This window comes from Streptococcus mitis (assembly GCF_023109515.1).
GTDB classification, from domain to species: domain Bacteria; phylum Bacillota; class Bacilli; order Lactobacillales; family Streptococcaceae; genus Streptococcus; species Streptococcus mitis_CS.
This window is the reverse complement of the sequence record NZ_JALDUM010000003.1, coordinates 80474-101191: the sequence shown is the minus strand read 5'-3', so window position 1 is coordinate 101191 and position 20718 is coordinate 80474. Positions and strand designations below refer to the sequence as shown.

The 20718-nt window shown below is 42.1% G+C and carries 22 protein-coding genes; 3 read left to right on the top strand and 19 right to left on the bottom strand.

Annotation, left to right across the window (positions count from 1 at the left end; translation table 11 throughout):
- Nucleotides 1-65 precede the first annotated feature (65 nt).
- Nucleotides 66-593, bottom strand: a complete 528-nt coding sequence (locus tag M1G05_RS08035; RefSeq protein ID WP_000119915.1) for an FUSC family protein — start codon at nucleotides 591-593, stop codon at nucleotides 66-68.
- A 135-nt stretch (nucleotides 594-728) separates the two neighbouring features.
- The gene (locus M1G05_RS08030) at nucleotides 729-1928 is read right to left on the bottom strand and encodes a phosphoglycerate kinase (RefSeq protein WP_247949803.1); all 1200 of its coding nucleotides are present in this window, start codon (nucleotides 1926-1928) and stop codon (nucleotides 729-731) included.
- Nucleotides 1929-2167: 239 nt separating this feature from the next.
- Here M1G05_RS08030 and M1G05_RS08025 point away from each other — a divergent pair, with 239 nt between their 5' ends.
- Nucleotides 2168-3799 carry a Na/Pi cotransporter family protein gene (locus M1G05_RS08025; RefSeq protein WP_247953501.1) on the top strand — a complete coding sequence of 544 codons (1632 nt, stop codon included), beginning with the start codon at nucleotides 2168-2170 and terminating at the stop codon, nucleotides 3797-3799.
- Between the two features lie 96 nt (nucleotides 3800-3895).
- Here the strand turns inward: M1G05_RS08025 and M1G05_RS08020 are convergent, their stop codons facing one another.
- Together M1G05_RS08020 and pepA are read right to left on the bottom strand one after the other, a co-directional pair.
- A complete protein-coding gene (locus tag M1G05_RS08020; protein ID WP_033679682.1) occupies nucleotides 3896-4192 on the bottom strand; it encodes a bacteriocin immunity family protein in 297 nt (98 codons plus the stop codon).
- A 21-nt stretch (nucleotides 4193-4213) separates the two neighbouring features.
- Complete coding sequence (gene pepA / locus M1G05_RS08015; RefSeq protein ID WP_004255930.1) at nucleotides 4214-5278, bottom strand: glutamyl aminopeptidase; 1065 nt, start codon at nucleotides 5276-5278, stop codon at nucleotides 4214-4216.
- Between the two features lie 293 nt (nucleotides 5279-5571).
- On the opposite strand from pepA, the gene galE reads away from it, so the two are divergent.
- Complete coding sequence (gene galE / locus M1G05_RS08010; protein WP_247953500.1) at nucleotides 5572-6570, top strand: UDP-glucose 4-epimerase GalE; 999 nt, start codon at nucleotides 5572-5574, stop codon at nucleotides 6568-6570.
- A 248-nt stretch (nucleotides 6571-6818) separates the two neighbouring features.
- Here galE and yidD read toward each other — a convergent pair whose 3' ends face one another.
- The 12 genes from yidD to treP form a co-directional block, all read right to left on the bottom strand.
- The gene (gene yidD, locus M1G05_RS08005) at nucleotides 6819-7055 is read right to left on the bottom strand and encodes a membrane protein insertion efficiency factor YidD (RefSeq protein WP_049522465.1); all 237 of its coding nucleotides are present in this window, start codon (nucleotides 7053-7055) and stop codon (nucleotides 6819-6821) included.
- Nucleotides 7055-7777 (bottom strand): pseudouridine synthase, encoded by a 723-nt coding sequence (locus M1G05_RS08000; RefSeq protein WP_001222228.1) that lies wholly within the window; start codon nucleotides 7775-7777, stop codon nucleotides 7055-7057. Before M1G05_RS08000 ends, yidD begins: the two co-directional genes overlap by 1 nt.
- Nucleotides 7764-8333 (bottom strand): SMC-Scp complex subunit ScpB, encoded by a 570-nt coding sequence (gene scpB / locus M1G05_RS07995; RefSeq protein WP_153199255.1) that lies wholly within the window; start codon nucleotides 8331-8333, stop codon nucleotides 7764-7766. Before scpB ends, M1G05_RS08000 begins: the two co-directional genes overlap by 14 nt.
- 18 nt (nucleotides 8334-8351) lie before the next feature.
- The gene (locus M1G05_RS07990) at nucleotides 8352-9080 is read right to left on the bottom strand and encodes a segregation/condensation protein A (RefSeq protein WP_247953499.1); all 729 of its coding nucleotides are present in this window, start codon (nucleotides 9078-9080) and stop codon (nucleotides 8352-8354) included.
- On the bottom strand, nucleotides 9080-9814 hold the full coding sequence (gene xerD, locus M1G05_RS07985) for a site-specific tyrosine recombinase XerD (protein WP_282184791.1): 735 nt from the start codon (nucleotides 9812-9814) through the stop codon (nucleotides 9080-9082). Before xerD ends, M1G05_RS07990 begins: the two co-directional genes overlap by 1 nt.
- On the bottom strand, nucleotides 9811-10272 hold the full coding sequence (cbpB, locus tag M1G05_RS07980) for a cyclic-di-AMP-binding protein CbpB (protein ID WP_084926095.1): 462 nt from the start codon (nucleotides 10270-10272) through the stop codon (nucleotides 9811-9813). Before cbpB ends, xerD begins: the two co-directional genes overlap by 4 nt.
- A complete protein-coding gene (locus M1G05_RS07975; protein ID WP_023947098.1) occupies nucleotides 10269-10790 on the bottom strand; it encodes a metallophosphoesterase in 522 nt (173 codons plus the stop codon). The genes cbpB and M1G05_RS07975 overlap by 4 nt, the downstream gene beginning before the upstream one ends.
- Nucleotides 10766-11737, bottom strand: coding sequence for a nucleoside-triphosphate diphosphatase (locus M1G05_RS07970; RefSeq protein WP_247953497.1), 972 nt, complete (start codon nucleotides 11735-11737; stop codon nucleotides 10766-10768). The genes M1G05_RS07975 and M1G05_RS07970 overlap by 25 nt, the downstream gene beginning before the upstream one ends.
- Nucleotides 11734-12528, bottom strand: a complete 795-nt coding sequence (gene racE / locus M1G05_RS07965) for a glutamate racemase (protein WP_000370377.1) — start codon at nucleotides 12526-12528, stop codon at nucleotides 11734-11736. Before racE ends, M1G05_RS07970 begins: the two co-directional genes overlap by 4 nt.
- Nucleotides 12529-12727: 199 nt before the next feature.
- Nucleotides 12728-12976, bottom strand: coding sequence for a YneF family protein (locus tag M1G05_RS07960; RefSeq protein WP_000364990.1), 249 nt, complete (start codon nucleotides 12974-12976; stop codon nucleotides 12728-12730).
- Nucleotides 12977-13117: 141 nt separating this feature from the next.
- Complete coding sequence (treC, locus tag M1G05_RS07955; protein ID WP_247953496.1) at nucleotides 13118-14743, bottom strand: alpha,alpha-phosphotrehalase; 1626 nt, start codon at nucleotides 14741-14743, stop codon at nucleotides 13118-13120.
- 63 nt (nucleotides 14744-14806) lie between these two features.
- Entirely contained in the window at nucleotides 14807-16774 is a 1968-nt protein-coding gene (treP, locus tag M1G05_RS07950; protein WP_033688129.1) for a PTS system trehalose-specific EIIBC component, read from the bottom strand.
- A gap of 184 nt (nucleotides 16775-16958) precedes the next feature.
- Here treP and treR point away from each other — a divergent pair, with 184 nt between their 5' ends.
- Nucleotides 16959-17669, top strand: coding sequence for a trehalose operon repressor (gene treR / locus M1G05_RS07945; RefSeq protein WP_033688127.1), 711 nt, complete (start codon nucleotides 16959-16961; stop codon nucleotides 17667-17669).
- Nucleotides 17670-17701: 32 nt separating this feature from the next.
- On the opposite strand, the gene M1G05_RS07940 is transcribed toward treR, so the two are convergent.
- The 3 genes from M1G05_RS07940 to M1G05_RS07930 are packed head-to-tail and all read right to left on the bottom strand — an operon-like array spanning nucleotide 17702 to nucleotide 20400.
- Nucleotides 17702-18505: an ABC transporter ATP-binding protein gene (locus tag M1G05_RS07940; RefSeq protein ID WP_049552590.1), complete on the bottom strand. Its 804-nt coding sequence runs from the start codon at nucleotides 18503-18505 to the stop codon at nucleotides 17702-17704.
- A 12-nt stretch (nucleotides 18506-18517) separates the two neighbouring features.
- Nucleotides 18518-19411: an ABC transporter permease gene (locus M1G05_RS07935; protein WP_247953495.1), complete on the bottom strand. Its 894-nt coding sequence runs from the start codon at nucleotides 19409-19411 to the stop codon at nucleotides 18518-18520.
- An 11-nt stretch (nucleotides 19412-19422) separates the two neighbouring features.
- The gene (locus M1G05_RS07930; RefSeq protein ID WP_247953494.1) at nucleotides 19423-20400 is read right to left on the bottom strand and encodes an ABC transporter substrate-binding protein; all 978 of its coding nucleotides are present in this window, start codon (nucleotides 20398-20400) and stop codon (nucleotides 19423-19425) included.
- Nucleotides 20401-20718 lie beyond the last annotated feature (318 nt).

The window sequence follows — 20718 nt, the reverse complement described above, 5'->3', positions numbered from 1 at the left end:
TTCTTTCTGTCTATTATAGTCTAAAAAAAGACAAACGTCAATTGATAATGTTATAAAATGTAACATTATTTTTCTTTTTTCTCTAAAAAGAGCCGAATACGATCAATATCGTAATTTACGAGGATTGCGACAAAAACTCCCATGAACGTTTCTGATACACGCGCAAATACGTACAAAATTGTCTCTCCACTCGGAATCGATAGGGTAATGATTAACATAGCTGCTACACCACCAATAACCCCTGCTTTGTTATTCATGGCTACATTTGTCATAATGGTTAACATGGTGCATATTGGAACAACTACTAAGGTTACCCAAAAGGCTTCGTGGAAAAAGGTATTTAATAAGAAGAAGACTAGGGCATAGAGGCCACCGATACTATTTCCTAGAATACGCGAAGTCCCAAAATGGACACTCTTATCAAAACTCTCCCTCAGGCTAAAAACGGCTGTCAAAGCACCAATTTGAAGACCTTTCCAACCAAAAAAGCCAAAAATCAAGAGAACTAGAAAAACAGCAATACCTGTTTTAAAGGTTCGCATACCAAGTTTGAACTGGGATTTATCGAATTTATATTTTTTAAAATAACTCATAATCTCAACTTTCTATTTCCATTTTATCATAAATTGGCTGATTTTATGAGCAATAGTTGAGAGGAAGCGTTTTTATTTTAAGCAAAAGAAAAGAGGAACTTTCATCCCTCTATTCTTTGATTTAGTTATAAAATCTTATTTTTCTGTCAAGGCTGCAAGTCCTGGAAGAACTTTACCTTCAAGAAGTTCCATTGATGCTCCACCACCAGTAGAGATCCATGAGAACTTGTCTGCACGGCCAAGGTTAATCGCTGCGGCAGCTGAGTCACCACCACCAATGATTGATTTAACGCCTGGTTGTTTCACGATAGCGTCCATCACACCAATTGTACCAGCTTGGAAGTCTGGGTTTTCAAATACACCCATAGGTCCGTTCCATACAACTGTTTTCGCACCAGTCAAAGCTTCATCAAATTTAGCGATAGATTTTGGACCGATGTCAAGACCAAGGAAGCCTTCAGAAACTGCTTCACCTTCAGTGTCACGCACTTCTGTGTAACCAGCAAATGCGTTTGCTTCTTTTGAGTCAACTGGCAAGATCAATTTACCATTTGCTTTTTCAAGAAGAGCTTTCGCAACATCCAATTTGTCTTCTTCTACAAGTGAGTTACCGATTTCGATACCTTGTGCTTTGTAGAATGTGTAAGTCATACCACCACCGATAAGGACTTTATCAGCTTTTTCAAGCAAGTTTTCGATAACACCGATCTTGTCTGAAACTTTTGAACCACCAAGGATAGCCACGAATGGACGTTCTGGAGCTTCAACTGCTTCTTGGATGTAGGCAATTTCGTTTTCAAGAAGGAAACCAGCAACTGCTTTTTCAACGTTTGCTGAGATACCAACGTTAGATGCGTGTGCACGGTGAGCTGTACCGAATGCATCGTTTACGAAGATACCATCTCCAAGTGATGCCCAGTATTTACCAAGTTCAGGATCGTTTTTAGATTCTTTCTTGCCGTCAACATCTTCGTAACGAGTGTTTTCAACCAAGAGAACTTGTCCATCTTCAAGAGCGTTGATAGCTGCTTCCAATTCAACACCACGAGTGACACCTGGAAGGAAAGCAACATCTTGACCCAATTTAGCTGCCAAGTCAGCAGCTACAGGAGCAAGTGATTTACCAGCTTTGTCTGCTTCTTCTTTTACACGACCAAGGTGAGAGAAGAGGATAGCACGTCCACCTTGTTCAAGGATGTACTTGATAGTTGGAAGAGCTGCAGTGATACGGTTGTCGTTGGTAATCACGCCATCTTTTACAGGTACGTTGAAGTCAACACGAACGAGGACTTTTTTACCTTTCAAGTCAACGTCTTTAACAGTAAGTTTTGCCATGTTACAAAAACCCCTTTATTTATTTTATTCGAAACTATTATATCACACTTTGGAAATATAAGGAAAGATTTCACAAGATTTTTCGATATTTAATCTTTGTGACATCCTAGAGTATATTATTTTTGCTTTTTCTAACGAATTTTCTTTCTAAAATCTTAGCTTAACACTTGTTAGATTTACTTTTATCCTTTAAAATAGAATAGGAGAAATTCCGTTATTATTTTTCGGAGGAAAAAGAAATGTCCATTAATTGGCAGGAAATTTTATTTCACTTTTTAGGTGGTCTGGGACTATTCTTATATAGTATCAAGACCATGGGAGACGGTTTGCAACAAGCTGCTGGAGATCGCCTTCGGTTTTACATTGACAAATATACCAGCAATCCGTTCTTCGGTGTGCTAGTTGGTATCGGTATGACGGCGCTAATTCAGTCAAGTTCTGGTGTCACAGTCATTACAGTGGGGCTAGTCAGCGCAGGACTTTTGACCTTGCGTCAAGCTATCGGTATTGTCATGGGTGCCAATATTGGAACTACCGTTACATCCTTTATCATCGGTTTTAAGCTAGGAGATTATGCCTTACCAATGCTTTTCATCGGAGCGATTTGTCTCTTCTTCACCAAGAATCGCTCTATCAATAACATCGGACGTATCATTTTTGGTGTAGGTGGTATCTTCTTCGCTCTCAATCTTATGAGCGGTGCAATGGAACCTCTAAAAGACCTGCAAGTCTTTAGAGACTATATGGTTGAACTAAGCAAGAGTCCTATTCTAGGTGTCTTTGTCGGAACTGGACTAACCCTACTCATTCAAGCTTCTTCCGCAACTATCGGTATCCTACAGAATCTTTACGCAAGTGGTTTGATTGATCTACAAGGTGCCCTACCAGTCTTGTTTGGTGATAATATCGGAACGACCATTACAGCTATTATTGCTTCTCTTGGAGCTAATATCGCTGCCAAACGTGTTGCTGGTGCCCATGTCGCCTTTAACGTGATTGGTACGGTTATCTGTATTGTCTTCCTTGTACCTTTCACTGGCTTGATTCAATGGTTTGAATCTACACTCAATCTGGCTCCAGAAATGACCATTGCCTTCGCCCACGGAACCTTTAATATCACAAATACTATTATCCAATTTCCATTCATCGGAGCCTTGGCCTACTTTGTAACCAAGCTCATCCCTGGTGAAGATGAAGTTGTCAAGTACGAGCCACTTTATCTTGATGAGCATTTGATTAAACAAGCTCCATCAATCGCTCTCGGAAATGCCAAAAAAGAACTCCTTCACTTGGGAAATTATGCTTCTAAAGCCTTTGACCTTTCATACAACTACATCATTGACCTTAATGAAAAGGTAGCTGAAAAAGGCCACAAGACAGAAGAAGCCATCAATACCATTGATGAAAAATTGACTCGTTACCTTATTACTCTTTCAAGCGAGGCACTTAGCCAGAAAGAAAGTGAAGTGCTCACCAACATTCTTGATTCATCCCGTGATTTGGAACGGATTGGGGACCACGCAGAAGCCCTAATCAATCTGACCGACTATCTTCAACGTAAAAATGTTGAGTTCTCTGAAGCTGCTTTACAAGAACTAGCTGATATCTATCAAAAAACCACTGGCTTTATCAAGGATGCCCTTGATAGTGTAGAAAACAATGATATTGAAAAAGCTCAAAGTCTGATTGAACGCCATAAAGAAATCAACAATATGGAACGTGTTCTCAGAAAGACCCACATCAAGCGCCTCAACAAGGGCGAGTGTTCAACACAAGCTGGGGTCAACTTTATCGACATTGTTTCCCACTACACTCGTGTGTCTGACCACGCTATGAATTTAGCTGAAAAGGTCATCGCTGAACAAATCTAAGAACCAAGAAGCTATCCTAAATGGGATGGCTTTTTCTTCTCCTCATCAAGAATGGTTTTTCCACCATATAGAAAAATGCTTTGATTCACAATGGAATCAAAGCATTTTAAAGAGCTCCCCATACATAATCGCAGAAGCTGCAGTTCCTCTGTACTTAGCTTCTTCTCTTTTGATAAAGCGAGCCAAGTTGAGCAACTCAGGTGCCGGATGTTTGGGATTTAGGAGCAATTCACGATTGACCAGGCCTGAGAGACGAACTGCCAGCAATTGCTCATTTGTAGTAGGCAGTTTTTTAGCAGTCTCTAGGAGAGCAGCAACTAAATCTTCACTCAAATCATGTCGAGCATGATTGTAAAGATCTTTCACAAGGCTTTCTAGGTTTGGTTCTACCATCCCTACCACCTCCCTTATGGTTTAATAATTTTTAATCAAATCAACTGTTGAACGATCCAATTTCTTCACCAAGGCTTGTAAGAAAGCTTGAGCTTCTAGGAAGTCATCCATAGCATAGAGGGTTTGGTGAGAGTGGATATAACGAGCGCAGACACCGATAGTTGTAGATGGGACACCACCATTTTTCAGATGAGCTGCGCCAGCGTCTGTTCCGCCTTTACCACAGTAGTATTGATACTTGATTCCAGCTTCTTCAGCAGTTGTCAAAAGGAAATCCTTCATACCTGGGAGAAGCAAGTGACCTGGATCATAGAAACGAATCAAGGTTCCATCTCCAATCTTACCTTGACCACCGTAGACATCACCAGCTGGTGAACAGTCAACTGCGAGGAAGACTTCTGGGTCAAACTTAGTTGTAGATGTATGAGCACCACGAAGACCAACCTCTTCTTGGACGTTAGAGCCAAGATAGAGTTCATTCCCGAGTTTTTGACCTGACAGAGCTTCCGCCAACTCGCTAACCATAAGAACACCGTAGCGGTTGTCCCAAGCTTTTGAGATGATATTTTTTTCATTGGCTGTCAAGATTGCAGAACTATCTGGAACAATGGTGTCGCCAGGACGGATGCCAAAGCTTTCTGCCTCAGCCTTATCCGCAAAACCACCATCAAAGACGATATCTGCAATAGCAGGCATGGTTGGTCCGCCCTTACCACGAGTCAAATGTGGCGGAACAGAGCCTGAAATCACAGGAATTTCACGACCGTCACGAGTAAAGAGTTTAAAGCGCTGGCTACTAACCACCATAGGATTCCAACCACCGATTTCTACGACACGAAAAGTACCATCTGGCTTGATTTCGCTGACCATAAAACCAACTTCATCCATGTGAGAAGCGACCAAGACGCGCGGTGCATCTGCAGCTTCTGAATGTTTGATACCAAAAATACCACCCAAGCCATCTGTCACCACTTCATCCACATGCGGTGTCAATTTTTCACGAAGATAAGCACGGACAGGCGCTTCATGACCTGAGATAGCAGCAAGTTCTGTTACTTCTTTGATTTTTGAAAATAATGTTGTCATTTCAGTTCCTTCTTTCTTTCATCCATTTTACCACTTTTTATAGGAGAAGGATAGCGGGAAGGTGGATTTCTAAATTAGTATCTTAGTCTTACTGTATCTTATAAAAAGCTTGTATTTTCTTGCATGTGAGGTGAAATCTAAGAACTATTCCAAGATCAACCAAACTATTAATTTCCAAACACAAAACAATTCAATGCTATATTTGTTCAGTTTTTTATGAAATTTGCAGAAAATAGTTGACTTTGCCTTCTTATTTCTTTAAAATAGTACAAAACTAGGAAAAGGAAAAAATCATGACCAAAACAATTCTTGTTACAGGTGGAGCTGGCTACATTGGCTCCCATACCGTTAAAGCTCTTTTAAATGCTGGCTATCAGGTACATGTTCTAGATAATCTCTCTACAGGAAATCGTTCAGCTGTAGATAGTCGTGCTAGCTTTAAACAACTAGATGTTTATGATTCTAGTGCCCTAAAAGCTTACTTAGAAGAAAATCAGATTGATGCTGTTCTTCATTGTGCAGGTGAAATTGTTGTGAGCGAAAGTATTGAAAACCCAAGTAAATACTTCACTGCCAATGTTGCTGGTATGAACCAAGTTCTCAAAGTCTTATCTGAAGTTGGCATTCAAAAAATCATGTTCTCTTCGACTGCTTCCCTCTATGGTAATAACTGTATTGACAAGCCTGCAACTGAAGATACCCTGCTCGACCCTGTCAACCCTTATGCAGAAACAAAACTGATGGGTGAACGAATGATTTACTGGATGGCCAATCGCTATAATTGGAAATATGTCATTTTCCGTTACTTTAATGTAGCTGGGGCTGAAATGGATGCTTCAAACGGTCTGCGAGTGAAAAATCCAACTCATATCATTCCAAATATCAACAAGACCGCATTGGGACAAAATGATAGCCTGAAAATATTTGGAGATGACTACGATACACGTGATGGTTCATGTATTCGGGATTACATTCATGTCTTGGACCTTGCACAGGCTCATGTTAAAGGAATGAACTACCTATTTCAAGAAGACAGTTCTTCTCAAATCTTTAACTTAGGAACTGAAAAAGGCTATACCGTCAAAGAAATCTTTAAAACTGCTGAAGAATTACTGAATCAAAAAATACCACACGAAATTGTTGCTCGCCGTGCTGGTGACCCAGCTAGCGTCCTAGCAGACGCATCAAAAGCTAAAAAATATCTTGATTGGAAGGCTAGCTACTCCCTCGAAGATATTATTTTATCAGACTATCATTGGCGTGTTAAAGAGGGTAAAAACATTTTGGAATAAATAGCAGAAACATCAATCATAAATAAAAACACAGATAGATGGCACTTGATAAATACCAAGTATCATCTATCTGTGTTTTATACATTAGAATCCAATTTATACTCTTCGAAAATCTCTTCAAAGCACGTCAACGTCGCCTTGCCGTAGGTATGGTTACTGACTTCGTCAGTTCTATCCACAACCTCAAAACACTGTTTTGAGTAGCCTGCGGCTAGTTTCCTAGTTTGTTCTTTGATTTTCATTGAATATTATTTTGCATTTCTCTTTAAAGAAAAATGGTCTGGGACGGGGTCCTTACCTGTTTTCGACCAGGGATGGCAACGTAAAATCCGAGCCAAGCCCATCAAGACACCCTTGAAGCCATGTTTTTCAATAGCCTCAATCATATAGTTTGAACAGGTAGGCTCAAAGCGACAAGAGGGTGGAAAGGCTGGGGAGATAAAACGTTGGTAAAAGCGCACAGGCGCTATTAAAATTCGTTTCATTATTTCTTGGTTACAGCCATGGTGTGTAGTTGGCTGATTTCTTTTTTATTAAGACGACGGGATTCTCCTGGACGGAGTCCTGTCAAGTCTAGATGTCCGAAACGAGTCCGTGACAACTTGTCCACTTGGAGACCGACAGCTTCAAACATCTTTTTAACCTGGTGGTTACGCCCTTCATGGATGGTCAACTGTACCACAGAACGGTTTTTGACTGGGTCCACTTTGAGAATCTCATAGACAGCTGGTTTGGTTTTCTTGCCATCAATCTCAAGTCCACGGGTCAAGGGACGAAGATTATCCTTATTGGCCACACCTTTAACACGCGCTACATAGACCTTGTCAATCTCATTACGAGGGTGAATCATTTCATCCGTAAAATCCCCATCATTGGTCAAAATCAAGACTCCTGATGTATCCCAGTCCAAACGACCTACAGGGTAGATGCGCTCTTTGACATTGGGCAAGAGGTCGACAACCGTCTTGCGGCCCTTATCATCTGTCACACTGGAAATGACACCGCGTGGTTTGTTAAGCAGATAATAGACCTTTTCTTCGTTGTAGATAGGTTGACCTTCAACTTCGACCTTGTCTCCTGACTTGATAGTGGTTGCTAGTTCACGTACCACTTGGCCGTTAACCGTCACCAAACCTTGCTTGATCAGCTCTTCTGCTTTTCTCCTACTGGCCACACCTGCGTGGGCAATATACTTATTGATTCTCATCTTCTTCTATCCTTTCACCAAATAATTGGCTTTCTTGGGCTTGAATCTCAAGCTCATCAATCACTGGTAATTCTTCCAAATGGTTAATCCCCATGTAATCTAGGAAATAATCCGTAGTCACATAGAGGTTGGGGCGACCCAACACTTCTTTTTTCCCGTCTTCTCGTATCAAATCAAAGGCCTGCAACTTTGCCAAAGCCCCACTCGAATTGACCCCACGGATAGCATCAATTTCTATCCGCGTAATCGGCTGCTTGTAGGCAATGATAGACAAGGTCTCAAGGGCCGCCCGAGATAAACTCTGATTGATGGGAGCTTTGGAATATTCCTTCAAAATCGCTGCAAATTGAGGTTTGGTCACCAATCTGTATGCTCCCCCTGTCTCAATCAAGGACAAGCTCGACTCCTGGTCTTTTTCATACTTTTGGGCTAATTTTTCTAAACTCTGTTGGATACCTGTCGGGGGAAGCGATAGGAGTTCAGCCAACTGACGGACTCGAATCCCATCCTCACCTGCTACAAACAAGAGCGCTTCTATTTTTGCTAAAGTACTCATCTTTCCTCTCTATCAAGTCTAGCTTTGGGCCACTTGACTTTCTTCCTTCTTTTCCATGAGATAGATATCTCCGAAACTCTCCTCTTGCATGAGAATCAGCTCCTGAGTTTTGATTAACTCTAGGGTTGCCAAAAAGAGGGTAATGACCTCTTGGACATTCTGGGATTCCTTGAATAAATCCTGCAAGCGCAACTGATCTCGTCCAATCAAGGACTCTTTCACGATGACCATCATGTCCTCAATCTTATACTCATCCCGCAAGATAGTCGTGTGATTTTGTGCAAACTCCTCTTTTTTCTTAGCTAGGATATTTGAAAAAGCCAAAAAAAGATCAATGGTCGTCTTGTCATGTACAAGCTCCGCATCTTCGTAAATCAACTCTGTCGGCGCTTTGGAATAGTACTGGGCCCGTTCTTGGTGCTTGGCTTCCAAATGCTCCCCCAAGAGCTTAAACTTACGGTATTCTTCGATTTGAGAGAGAAGATCCTGCTCTAGATCGTCCTCCAAGTCGGTCACTTCTGCTACCTTTGGAAGGAGTTTGCGGCTCTTGATCAGCATGAGCTGACTGGCCATGACCATGTACTCGCCCGTCACTTCCAGACGCATGGCCTGCAGGGTTGAGACATAGGCTAGATACTGTTCAATGACTTCCGTAATAGGCACATCGTAGATATCCATCTGGTACTTAGAAACAAGGTGCAAGAGCAAGTCCAGGGGCCCTTCAAAATCTTTTAATTTAATATCCATTATCTATATTTTTCTATGGTCAGGACTGTTTTTAATCCTAATTTTTTTGCAATTTCGTACAAATCGACCTTGTTTTCAATTTGTCGTAGAATGAACTGTTCCCGCAAGGCCTGGGCTGATAAGGTCGGAAAACCTTTCTCCTTGACAAAGGACTCTAGCTGACGAAAGGCCCACTGACGAGAATAGGCTTTCCCTCCCCTTTCAAAGAGATAGGTCTGACCCATCAAGGGTTCCAACTCTGAAAGCAGGGTTGTGGGAATGGTGACAATCCTCTGTTGGGAAGCCTTCTTGATTCGCAACACCTGAAAGTCCAGATTGATATCCGCAACCTTTAGAGCTAAAATCTCACTCGGCAAGAGCCCCATTTCTAGGATTAAGAGCGCTAGCAAGCGACCCTCTGGAGAGTCGCTTTCCTGCCAAAAAGAGTCTAGGTCTAGAATCTCTGGCTTTTCGGTCTTCTTTTCAGCTTGTTTAGCTACTTCCAAACGATAAAAGCTATCCACTTCTCCTTTTTGATAGAGAAAGTAGAGAAATTGGTTACAGGTCGAAATCTTTCGCTTCTGGGCGCTGATTTTTAGATTTGCTAGCTGGGCTTGGTAAATCTTGAGACTGGTCTCAGAAATCCGCAAGCCCACGACGTCTAAAAATTGCTCTAGATCATACTTATAAGACTGCTTGGAATTGGCAGATAAGCCCTGCTTTTCCTCTAAAAAGGCTGAAATCCTGTCTCTCATTTGCATCGAATCTCATATTCCTTACTAAAGTCATGCAAGAGGGCATTGACTGCCTTGAGGATAGACTTGCGCGTGATAATCCCTTGGAAAATCCCTGACACATCCACAACCGGCAAGAATGATTCATCTACCAGCTTGTGCAAGACCTCTGTAATAGTAAAATCAGGCGAGACGACCGCTACGTCCGTTCTCGTCATATGAACAATATCCGTATCTGCCATGATTTCTTGACTCAAGTCATGCTCCATCTGATAAGCCATAATATCTCTGAGCCCAATCGTCCCAACAAACTGTTTTTCATCTGTCACAACAGGAACACGGGTATAGGTCATCTGACTGAGCAAGAGTGTCGCATGATCCGCATTGTGAGTATCAATCAACACAGCTAGATTTTCAGCAGGGGTCAAAAAAGTTTCCTCCTGCCCCAACAAGAAAGTCTCAAACTCCTTGGCAATCATCGACTAAACTCCTTGGACAAGCCTGGATACACCTCATGGTCTCGTGTCAAAAAGTCCACTTTAAAATAACTATCATCAATCTCCACACGAGCATAGAGACATTCTCTGATGGTCCCACGTGGTTGACTGATGGAACCTGGATTTAGAAAGAGGGTCTTGCCTTCCATCCAAGCGCTTGGCACATGCAAGTGACCATAAAGGCAAATATCAGCATTTTCTTCCTGAGCCCAGTAGTCCAACTTTTGAAAGTTGAAATTGATGTCAAACAAGTGACCATGGGTTTGGATAATCTTGGTCGAACCAAGCTCAGTCACCAAACGTTCTGGGTAGCCGGCGTAAAAGTCCATGTTCCCTTTAACAACGCGGATGCCCTCCCAAAGGGGAGAATCTGGACGCAGTTCAGAATCGCCATTATGAAAAACGGCATCAACTTTGCCCACATAGCGATCACGGATTTCTTCCACAATCAAGCTATCGCCATGGGAATCGCTCATTACAATGATGGTTTGCTTTGCCATGATGGAAATACCTCCAAAAGTTTCTTAACGGCTAAGGCACGGTGAGATTGACTATTTTTTTCTTCAAGGGTTAATTCAGCTGAGGACTTGCCTGTCTCTCCCACGAGGAAGAGTGGGTCATAGCCGAAGCCATTTTCACCCTTAGGTTCAAAGTTAATGTAGCCAGGCCAGTCTGCTTCAACAACCAAACTTTCCTTGTTGGGACTGGCTACGACTAGGGTTGTATGGAATTGAGCCGAACGGTCCTTGAGTTCAAAGACCATGGCCAATTCGTGCAAGAGTTTGGCATTGTTTTCACGATCAGTAGCTCCCACTCCTGCGAAACGAGCTGACCAGACACCTGGCAAGCCACCAAGGACATCGACTTTGAGACCTGAGTCATCTGCCAAAACCATCTTGCCCGTTAATTGAGAAATGGTTTCTGCCTTGAGACGGGCATTTTCTTCGAAGGTCATGCCTGTTTCAGCTACTTCAGGCAGGTCAGGATAGTCATTGAGATTTTCCACATCGTAGCCTAACTTATCAAAGATAGCTCGGAACTCTTTGGTCTTGCCTTCGTTTCGAGTCGCAATCAATAAGGTTTCTCTGACCTTGCTTGTCTCAAAGAAGGCTTCTACATCAACACCTTCTTTAGGCAATTCTACATACAGGAGTTGGCCATTTTCAACCAGGAGCAGGGCTCCCTGACGTTGGATGACTTCCAAGTTACGTCCTGCTTCTTGGTTGAGGATATCCACCACAAAAGACAATAAGCGGTAGAGAGAACCATAGCGTAAAACAATCACAGAAACAGGAAAACCTTGTTCCTCATCTCGAAATCTTTGGGCAAACTCCAATAGAGGAAAATCCAAGTCATCACCATTCAAAGTCCGGACACCACCAAAAATACTATAGTTTCCAACATACCAGTCCTGGTCATCCTTGTATTCATAAATTTTATTTGTCATAATTCTACATGCTCCACATAAATCTCTTTTTCCAGCCATTCTTCACCAATTTGTGCAAAACTTTGGCTGCTGGCTGTTGTGTAAAAACGGTGATGGAGTGGTCCAGCATCGCGACCACGATTGATTTCAAAATAATTAAGTAAGACTGAGATATCTCGTACGCACTCTGCTCCACTATCGATGAGCTGAACCTTGGGCCCCATGACATTTTGGATGATGGGGCGAAGGAGTGGATAATGGGTACAACCCAAAATCAGGCTATCCACCTTTCCAACCAAGGGACGCAGGGTTTCATAGACCACTTTCTTGGTGACACTGGTTGACAGGGCACCAGACTCCACCAAGGGAGCAAACTTGGGACAGGCCAAGCTCTCCACCTGTAAGTCGGGATCCAGATCATGGATTTTCTGACGGTAGATGTCTGATTGTACCGTCATAGGCGTTCCAATCACTCCGATTTTCCCACCTTGACTGGACTTGATGGCTGCCGAAGCTCCTGGCAAAATAACACCTAGGACAGGAATATCTAGTTGAGCCTTGATTTCTTCCCAGACGACCGCAGTCGCAGTATTACATGCAATGACAATCATTTTGACATCCTTGGTCAAAAGAAAGTTGACCAACTGCCAAGTATATTCACGAATTTGCTCAGCAGGACGGGGACCATAGGGCGCCCGTGCCGAATCTCCAATATAGACGATTTCTTCATGGGGAAGCTGGCGCATGAGCTCACGCACAACGGTCAAGCCCCCGACACCCGAATCCAAAAAACCAATTGGTCGATTATCCATATAGTCTTCTTTCTAGTCTTTTTTCTGATTGATAGCTCATTATGATTACTTGTCTTTATGAACTGAAGAACAATCTCATCAACAACTATCTCTCTTAATCATAATCAAATATCAATAGAATGCAAGGAAAAAGTCTCATCCCTAAACCATAGCCAACATAGTGAGAAGTCTGGAACTTTCATCCCAGACTTTTCCTTATTTATTTTTTCTTTTTATTGTTAGCAAGGGCTGCCTTTTGTTGGCGGATGATTTGGTGGTAAACTTGTTGTACCTTTGCTTCGCTTGGTTTTTGACCATTTGCACTCAAAAGAGTACGAACTGCTTCGGCATTCAAACGTGGGTTGTCAGCAAATTCTTTTTCGATTTGCTTACGAACCAAGTACATTCCTCCAAGAGCTCCTCCTAGAAAAGCTAGTACAATCAATACAATTGCTAAAAGTAAATCCATCATATTTCTCCTGTTTCTTTTTGAGTCTCTTTCATTATACCATAAACTAGCCACCCTGACTAGTTTGTTTTACGCTTTCAGGGATGGAATGGACAGCAAAAAGAACCCTGCTTTTCTGCAAAAGAGGGCTCCTTACTGAGTTTAATTTACATAGATAGCCAGCGTTTGATACGGTTTGAGTAGAATTTTTTCAGACACTTCTGCATCTTCATAGTTTGAAATCAAAATTCGTCCATTTTGGTAGGCTACTGATAAGTCGATTTCCACTTCTGTGGCATAAAAATTATTGAGCACTAGTAACTTTTGATCCTCATACTGGCGTTCAAAAGCATAGACTTGTTTGCTATCTTCAAAGGCTGGTTTGTAACTTCCTTCTGAGATGATAGGCATTTCTTTACGAAGTCGAATCAAGTCTTGGTAGAAGGTGAAAATCGGGCCTTGGATTTCATTTTCTACATTGATGTGAGGGTAAGATTTTCCTGCCTTGAGCCAAGGAGTACCTACTGTGAAGCCTGCATTTTCAGAAGCATCCCACTGCATGGGAATTCGTGAATTATCACGCGACTTAACTTGAATAATCTGGAAGGCTTCTTCCTGACTTTTTCCTTCTTCTAAGAGCATCTGATAAGCATTGAGCGATTCGACATCCACATAATCAGCCATAGAATCATAGTCAGGGTCAATCATGCCAATTTCCTCACCCATGTAGATATAAGGTGTCCCGCGAGAAAGGTGAATACTGGCCGCTAGCATGGTAGCTCCTTCCTTGCGGAAGTTTTGAATATCAACAAAACGGTTCAAGGCGCGTGGTTGATCGTGATTGTTCCAAAAGAGGGCACTCCAGCCATTTTTGTCACTCATTTCCTTACCCCAGCTATGATAAAGACTTTTCAACTCTTCAAAATCAAAGGGAGCCAAGGTCCACTTTTGCCCATCTTTGTAGTCCACCTTGAGGTGATGAAAATTAAAGGTCATGGATAATTCCTGACGGTCAGGCGACGAATAGAGGACACAATTTCCCATAGTTGTAGAAGACATTTCCCCAACTGTCATAAAGCTATCGTCTGCTCCAAAAGTGGCTTGATTCATCATACGCAAATAGTCATGAACGATGGGCTTGTCTGTGTAAGCTGGCTTTCCTTCATTTTCAGGACAATCCACTAAGACTTCATCCTTGCCAATCAAATTGATCACATCAAATCGGAAACCTTTGACACCCTTGTCGCGCCAGAAATTAACAACCTTGAAAAGCTCCTTACGAACATTGGGATTGCGCCAGTTAAGGTCAGCCTGGGTCTCATCAAAGAGGTGAAGGTAGTATTTCCCTGTATTCCCAAAGGGCGCCCATGCAGAGCCACCAAACTTAGACTGCCAGTCTGTTGGTTGGTCTTGGACGAAGAAAAAGTCTTGATAATACTTGTCACCAGCTAGGGCTTTCTGAAACCATTCATGCTCTGTCGAACAATGATTGAGCACCATGTCCAGCATAAAGTCAATCTTGTGCTCTTTACCGACACGCACCATTTCTTCAAAATCAGCCATATCACCAAAAAGAGGATCAACAGCCATATAATCTGAAATGTCGTAACCATTATCCCGTTGAGGGCTTGGATAGAATGGATTGAGCCAGACCATATCCACGCCCAATTTGGCTAGATAGGGGATTTTTTCGATAATTCCACGTAAGTCCCCAATACCATTGCCAGTGGTGTCTTTGTAAGATTTTGGATAGATTTGATAGACTACTTTTCTTTTATCAAGTGTCATCTATTTCTCCTTTTCTGATAAAAGGGAGGAAGCCGTCTTCCGTCCCTATTTGTGCTATTTTGATTAGATTCGTGTTGCGACCATGAGATCTTCTCCAGCTTGGATCGTTGTCGGATAAGTTCCAGTGATGGTCGCTGTATAAGCATCTTGATTGGTAATAATGACAGGAGTTTCTGTTACCAGACCTGCATCCTTGATAATATCCATATCAAAACGAATCAATTTCTGCCCAACTGTGACATGATCTCCTTGGGCTACTAGACTTTCAAATCCTTTGCCATCAAGACCTACTGTATCCATACCGATGTGGATGAGCAATTCCACTCCCTCATCAGAGACAATACCGATGGCATGCTTGGTAGGGAAAAGAACCGTAACTGTCCCATTGACTGGAGAAGACAACTCACCTTGACTTGGTTCAATGACCAGACCTTGCCCCATGACACCTGAAGCAAAGACTGGATCAGTTGCTTGACTTAGTTCTTTTACTTGTCCTTCAAGTGGGCTAACAATTTCTACTGGAGTATGTTCTACTGGTTCATGGCTCACAAATTCTGCTTCTTCTTGAGCAACGAATTCTGCCTGCAAGTCCGTATCATCCTCTGTTTTTGTAAAGAGACCAGCCTTGCGGAAAAAGAAAGTCAAGAGCATTGGAACAAGAATAGCGACTAGCATAGTTCCTGCAAATGGTAGCATGTATTGAGGTTGAATAGAGAGGATACCTGGCAAACCACCGATACCAATAGAAGCCGCAGTTACATTAAAAGTAACGGATAACATGCCTGCAAGAGCTGAACCAGTCATTCCAGCTACAAATGGATAGATGTATTTGACATTGACCCCAAAGAGGGCTGGTTCTGTAACACCGAGATAGGCTGAAATAGTGGCAGGAAGTGAAACCTGAGCCTCACGCTCATCATGACGGTGCATGAAATAGTAAGCAAATACGGCCGAACCTTGGGCAATATTAGAAAGAGCAATCATAGGCCAGAGGGCAGTTCCACCAGCATCCGCAATCAATTGTGTATCAATAGCATTAGTCATATGGTGCAGACCTGTAATGACAAATGGTGCATAGAGGGCACCAAAAATCGCACCGAAGAACCACTTAACAGGACCAGTTAATCCTGCTAATACAACTGATGAAAGTCCTTGCCCGATTGTCCAACCGATTGGTCCCAAGACAGTATGAGCCAAAATCAAGGCTGGAATCAATGACAAGAAAGGTACAAAAATCATAGAAATCACTTCTGGGATATGCTTACGCCAGAAAATTTCAAGATAAGACAGACTCAAACCTGCAAGCAAGGCTGGGATAACTTGGGCTTGGTAACCGATACGATTAACAGTAAAATAGCCAAAATTCCAAACCCAGTTTGCTGCGATATCAGCTGCTGGCGTTGAAGCAACCGCATAGGCATTGAGCAACTGAGGCGATACCAAACAGATTCCGAGAACAATTCCCAAGATTTGGCTGGTTCCCATCTTACGAGAAACAGACCAAGTAATCCCTACTGGTAAGAACTGGAAGATAGCTTCACCAGGCAACCAGAGGAAGTGATTGACACCTGCCCAAAACTGAGAGGTTTCTGTGATGGTCTTACCATCCAACATAGACCAATGGACACCTTCCAAAACATTACGGAAACCGAGGATCAATCCACCAACAATCAAGGCTGGAATAATCGGAGTAAAGATTTCCGCCAGAGTGGTCATGACACGTTGGACCACGTTTTGATTACTCTTAGCTGCAGACTTGGCTGCTTCTTTGGAAACACCCTCAATTCCTGAAACAGCTGTAAAATCATTATAAAAAATCGGCACGTCATTCCCAATAATCACCTGAAATTGACCTGCATTTGTAAAAGTTCCTTTAACAGCTGAAATTGACTCGATAGCCTTAACATTAGCCTTCTTATCATCTCCTAAAACAAACCGCATCCGTGTCGCACAGTGGGTTACGGCAGTCACATTTTCTTTGCCTCCAATTGCCTGAAGCAAATCTTTGGCTGCTTGTTCAAATTTTCCCATTTGATTCTCCTTATACTTGTCAAAGCAAGTTTGATTTGATAAGTATATTGTAAACGATATCAAACCTGTATGCAACTTGTTTGGTATAAAAAGAGGATTTTTTTATCATTTTTCTGGAACTTGTATGGTAAAATAGATACAGGTGTTCATTAAACTAGACTAAAAACCCATTTAAGGAAGCAAAATGAAGAAATACCAACAACTTTTTAAGCAAATCCAAGAAACCATTCAAAACGAGACTTACGCTGTCGGAGATTTCCTTCCTAGCGAGCACGACCTTATGAACCAGTATCAGGTAAGCCGTGATACCGTCCGAAAGGCCCTGTCTCTCCTCCAAGAGGAAGGATTGATCAAAAAGATAAGAGGGCAAGGTTCTCAAATCGTCAAAGAAGAAACCGTCAATTTCCCTGTATCCAACCTAACAAGCTACCAAGAGCTAGTTCAAGAACTTGGACTGCGCTCCAAAACCAACGTGGTCAGTCTGGACAAGATTATTATTGATAAAAAATCCTCACTAATAACTGGCTTCCCAGAGTTTCGTATGGTTTGGAAGGTGGTCCGCCAGCGTGTGGTGGATGATCTGGTATCCGTTCTGGATACGGACTATCTGGATATGGAACTAATCCCAAATATCACTCGCCAAATTGCTGAGCAGTCCATCTATTCTTATATAGAGGACGACCTCAAACTCCTTATTGATTATGCTCAAAAGGAAATAACCATTGACCACTCAAATGACAGAGACAAGATTCTCATGGACATAGGCAAAGACCCTTATGTCGTTTCAATCAAGTCAAAAGTCTATCTCCAAGACGGGCGCCAGTTTCAGTTTACTGAAAGCCGCCATAAACTCGAAAAATTCAGATTTGTAGATTTTGCAAAGCGTAAGAAATAAAAGACTGAGACACCAGATCTCAGCCTTTTTCTTTATCCCAAAACCAATTCATCACTAACTAGACTTTGGCCACTATTTTTCTGGAAGAGACGCATAAGATCTTCAACTGTCAGATGCTTTTTCTCCTCTCCCTTGACATCCACCACTATCTTACCCTGATAGAGCATAATGAGACGATTACCATACTCAATCGCATGGTTCATATCGTGGGTAATCATCAAAGTCGTCAATTGATGGTGTTCCACAATCTTTTGCGTCAAGTCCATCACCATTTGACTCGTTTTCGGATCAAGTGCCGCAGTATGTTCATCCAAAAGCAAAAGTTTGGGTTTCACCAGAGCTGCCATGACTAGGGTCAAGGCCTGTCTTTGTCCTCCTGAGAGGTATTGAGTATCCACTTTCAAGCGGTTTTCAAGACCAATATTCAACTCTTTCAAGGCTTCTTGAAACTGGATTCTATCCTTCTCCTTCACGCCCCAACCAAGCCCTCTCTTCTGCCCGCGTCTCAAGGCAATAGCCATATTCTCCTCAATCGTCAAACGAGAAGCTGTTCCCATCTTAGGATCTTGAAAAACACGGGCAATATCCTTGGCTCTCTTTCTGACACTCAGATTTTTAATGGATTTGCCTGCCAGTAGAAGGTCCCCTTCATCCACAGATAAATTGCCGGCCAAGATATTCATCAAAGTAGATTTTCCTGCTCCATTTCCACCAATCACAGAGATAAAATCTCCCTCTTCAACCTCTAAATCTAATCCTTTGAGGACATGGTTCTCATTGACCGTCCCTGCTTCAAAGGTTTTGTGAATATTTTCAAGTGTTAACAAACTTGCCATAACTTTCTCCTCCTATTCATTTCTCAATTTCAGACCACGAATCTTTAATCTCTTTTGCAATTCTGGTGCAAATAAAACTAAAGCGAGCAAGATTGCATTAAAGAGACGAACTAAGTTTTGATCTAGATTTGGAATTTCATAGATATTTAAAATAATCAAACGGTATACAATAGCACCGATTCCGATGGATAACAAGCGGCCTCCAATGGTCAAGTCGTGTATCAAAACTTCCGCAATAATAACTGCACTCAAACCAACAACGATAGTTCCTGTCCCAGAAGTTACATCCGAAAATCCATCATTTTGGGCAAACAAGGAACCACATAGGGCAATCAAGCCGTTTGAAATCATGTAACCAACAATCTTCATGGTGTCTACATTGACCCCATTGGCCTCACTCATCGGAATATTGTCCCCAGTCGAACGCAAGACCAAGCCAATCTCTGTTTTCATCAAAAGAGTCAAGACCAAACAAACAAGTAAGAGACAGGCCAAACTGAATGAGAAAACAGCTTCTTCATTTGTCAGTCCCAAGCTAGCCAACTGTTTAAAGACAGTTGAAGAATCTCCCAAGGAAAGATTGGGCACACTTCCCATGATTTTAATATTGATTGAATAAAGCCCTGTCAAGGTCACAATACCTGTCAAGAGAGCTGGAATTTTCATCTTGGTGTGGAGCATTCCTGATACTAGACCTGCTACCATACCTGCAAACAAAGCAAGTAAAGTCGCAATCCAAGGATTTGTCCCTGCCTGTATCTGAGATGCGACGACAGCCGCCCCCAGTGGAAAGGCTCCTTCAGCAGTCATATCCGCAATATCCAAAATACGGAAAGTCAAGTAGACCCCAATCGCCATAATCGACCACAACAAACCTTCTGATAAACTAGATAACACAAAATTCATCTTAAACCTCCTTATTCCTTGCCTTCTAACTTACTAATATCAATTCCCAATGCATCTGCCATTTCTTGATTGGTATGCAATTCCAGTTTTTCAGGCAACTCAACTGCTATATTTTCTGGCTTTTCACCTTTTAAGACACGAATCAACATGCGAGCCGTCTGTCTTCCCAATTCTTCATAATTGGTTCCGTAGTTATACAGGCCACCAACCGCAATCATTTCTGTTGAACCACCGAATACTGGAACCTTGTGTTTAATAGAAACCTGCTTAACTGTTTCCATGGTTGACGAAATGATATTATCCGTTGGGACAAAAACCATATCCACCTCTGCCATCAAGCTTTCTGCTGCAGCCTTGACGTTGTTACTGTCCAAGATTGTTTTTTCAACAACGGTAAAGCCTTTTTCTTCCAAAAGGCGCTTAGCTTCATCCTTTTGGACAACCGAATTGGGCTCACTCTGAGTATAGAGGATTCCAATCGTTTTAGCCTTTGGTAGGACTTTCTTTATCAAATTAATTTGGGTTGAAATGGCATCTGATGACTGATCGCTTGTCCCAGTTACATTGCCCCCAGGATGCTCTCTTGACTCAACCAACTTGGCACTGACAGGATCTGTTACCGCTGAAAAGATAACAGGTGTCGCTTGTGTTGTATTGGCCAAGCTCTGAGCAGAAGGCGTTGCGATAGCTAGAACGACATCACTAGATTCTGCTAGTTGCTGGGAAATCGTTTTTAGATTTCGTTGTTCTCCCTGTGCATTTTGCAAATCAATCTCAATATTTTCCCCCTCAACATAGCCTTGTTTAGCCAGTTCATCTACAAAGCCTTCTCTAGTAGCATCTAGAGACTGGTGGGTAATAAATTGCGAAATACCGATACGAAACACATCTTTTTTCTTATCTGACTTCAACTGATGCAAACTAATCAGAGAGGTCAAGAGGATCCCCACTACCAAGAGAGGGGCTAGTAATTTTCGAACAACTTTCATAATGAAACTCCTTCTCAGAAAAGATAAAACAAAAAACCGCCTAGATACTATCTAAACGGATGCTTGAAATAATCTAACAAGTTACAACTTAGCTAGTCCATTTAGATATTCATCTATATGGACCACAATCAAAAATCTTAGCCACATAGATACAAACAAATTGCTTGAACTGTTTGCATCCATGGTGACATGTCTACAAACACTATCTAAAGTAGCTAAAGTAAAAGTTTTGATTCATCGTTACAGCTTGTTTCTTATTCATTTCTTTTTCTGCTTTCTTTTTTGATGCTTCCTATCTTACCACCTTTTTCATTAGCT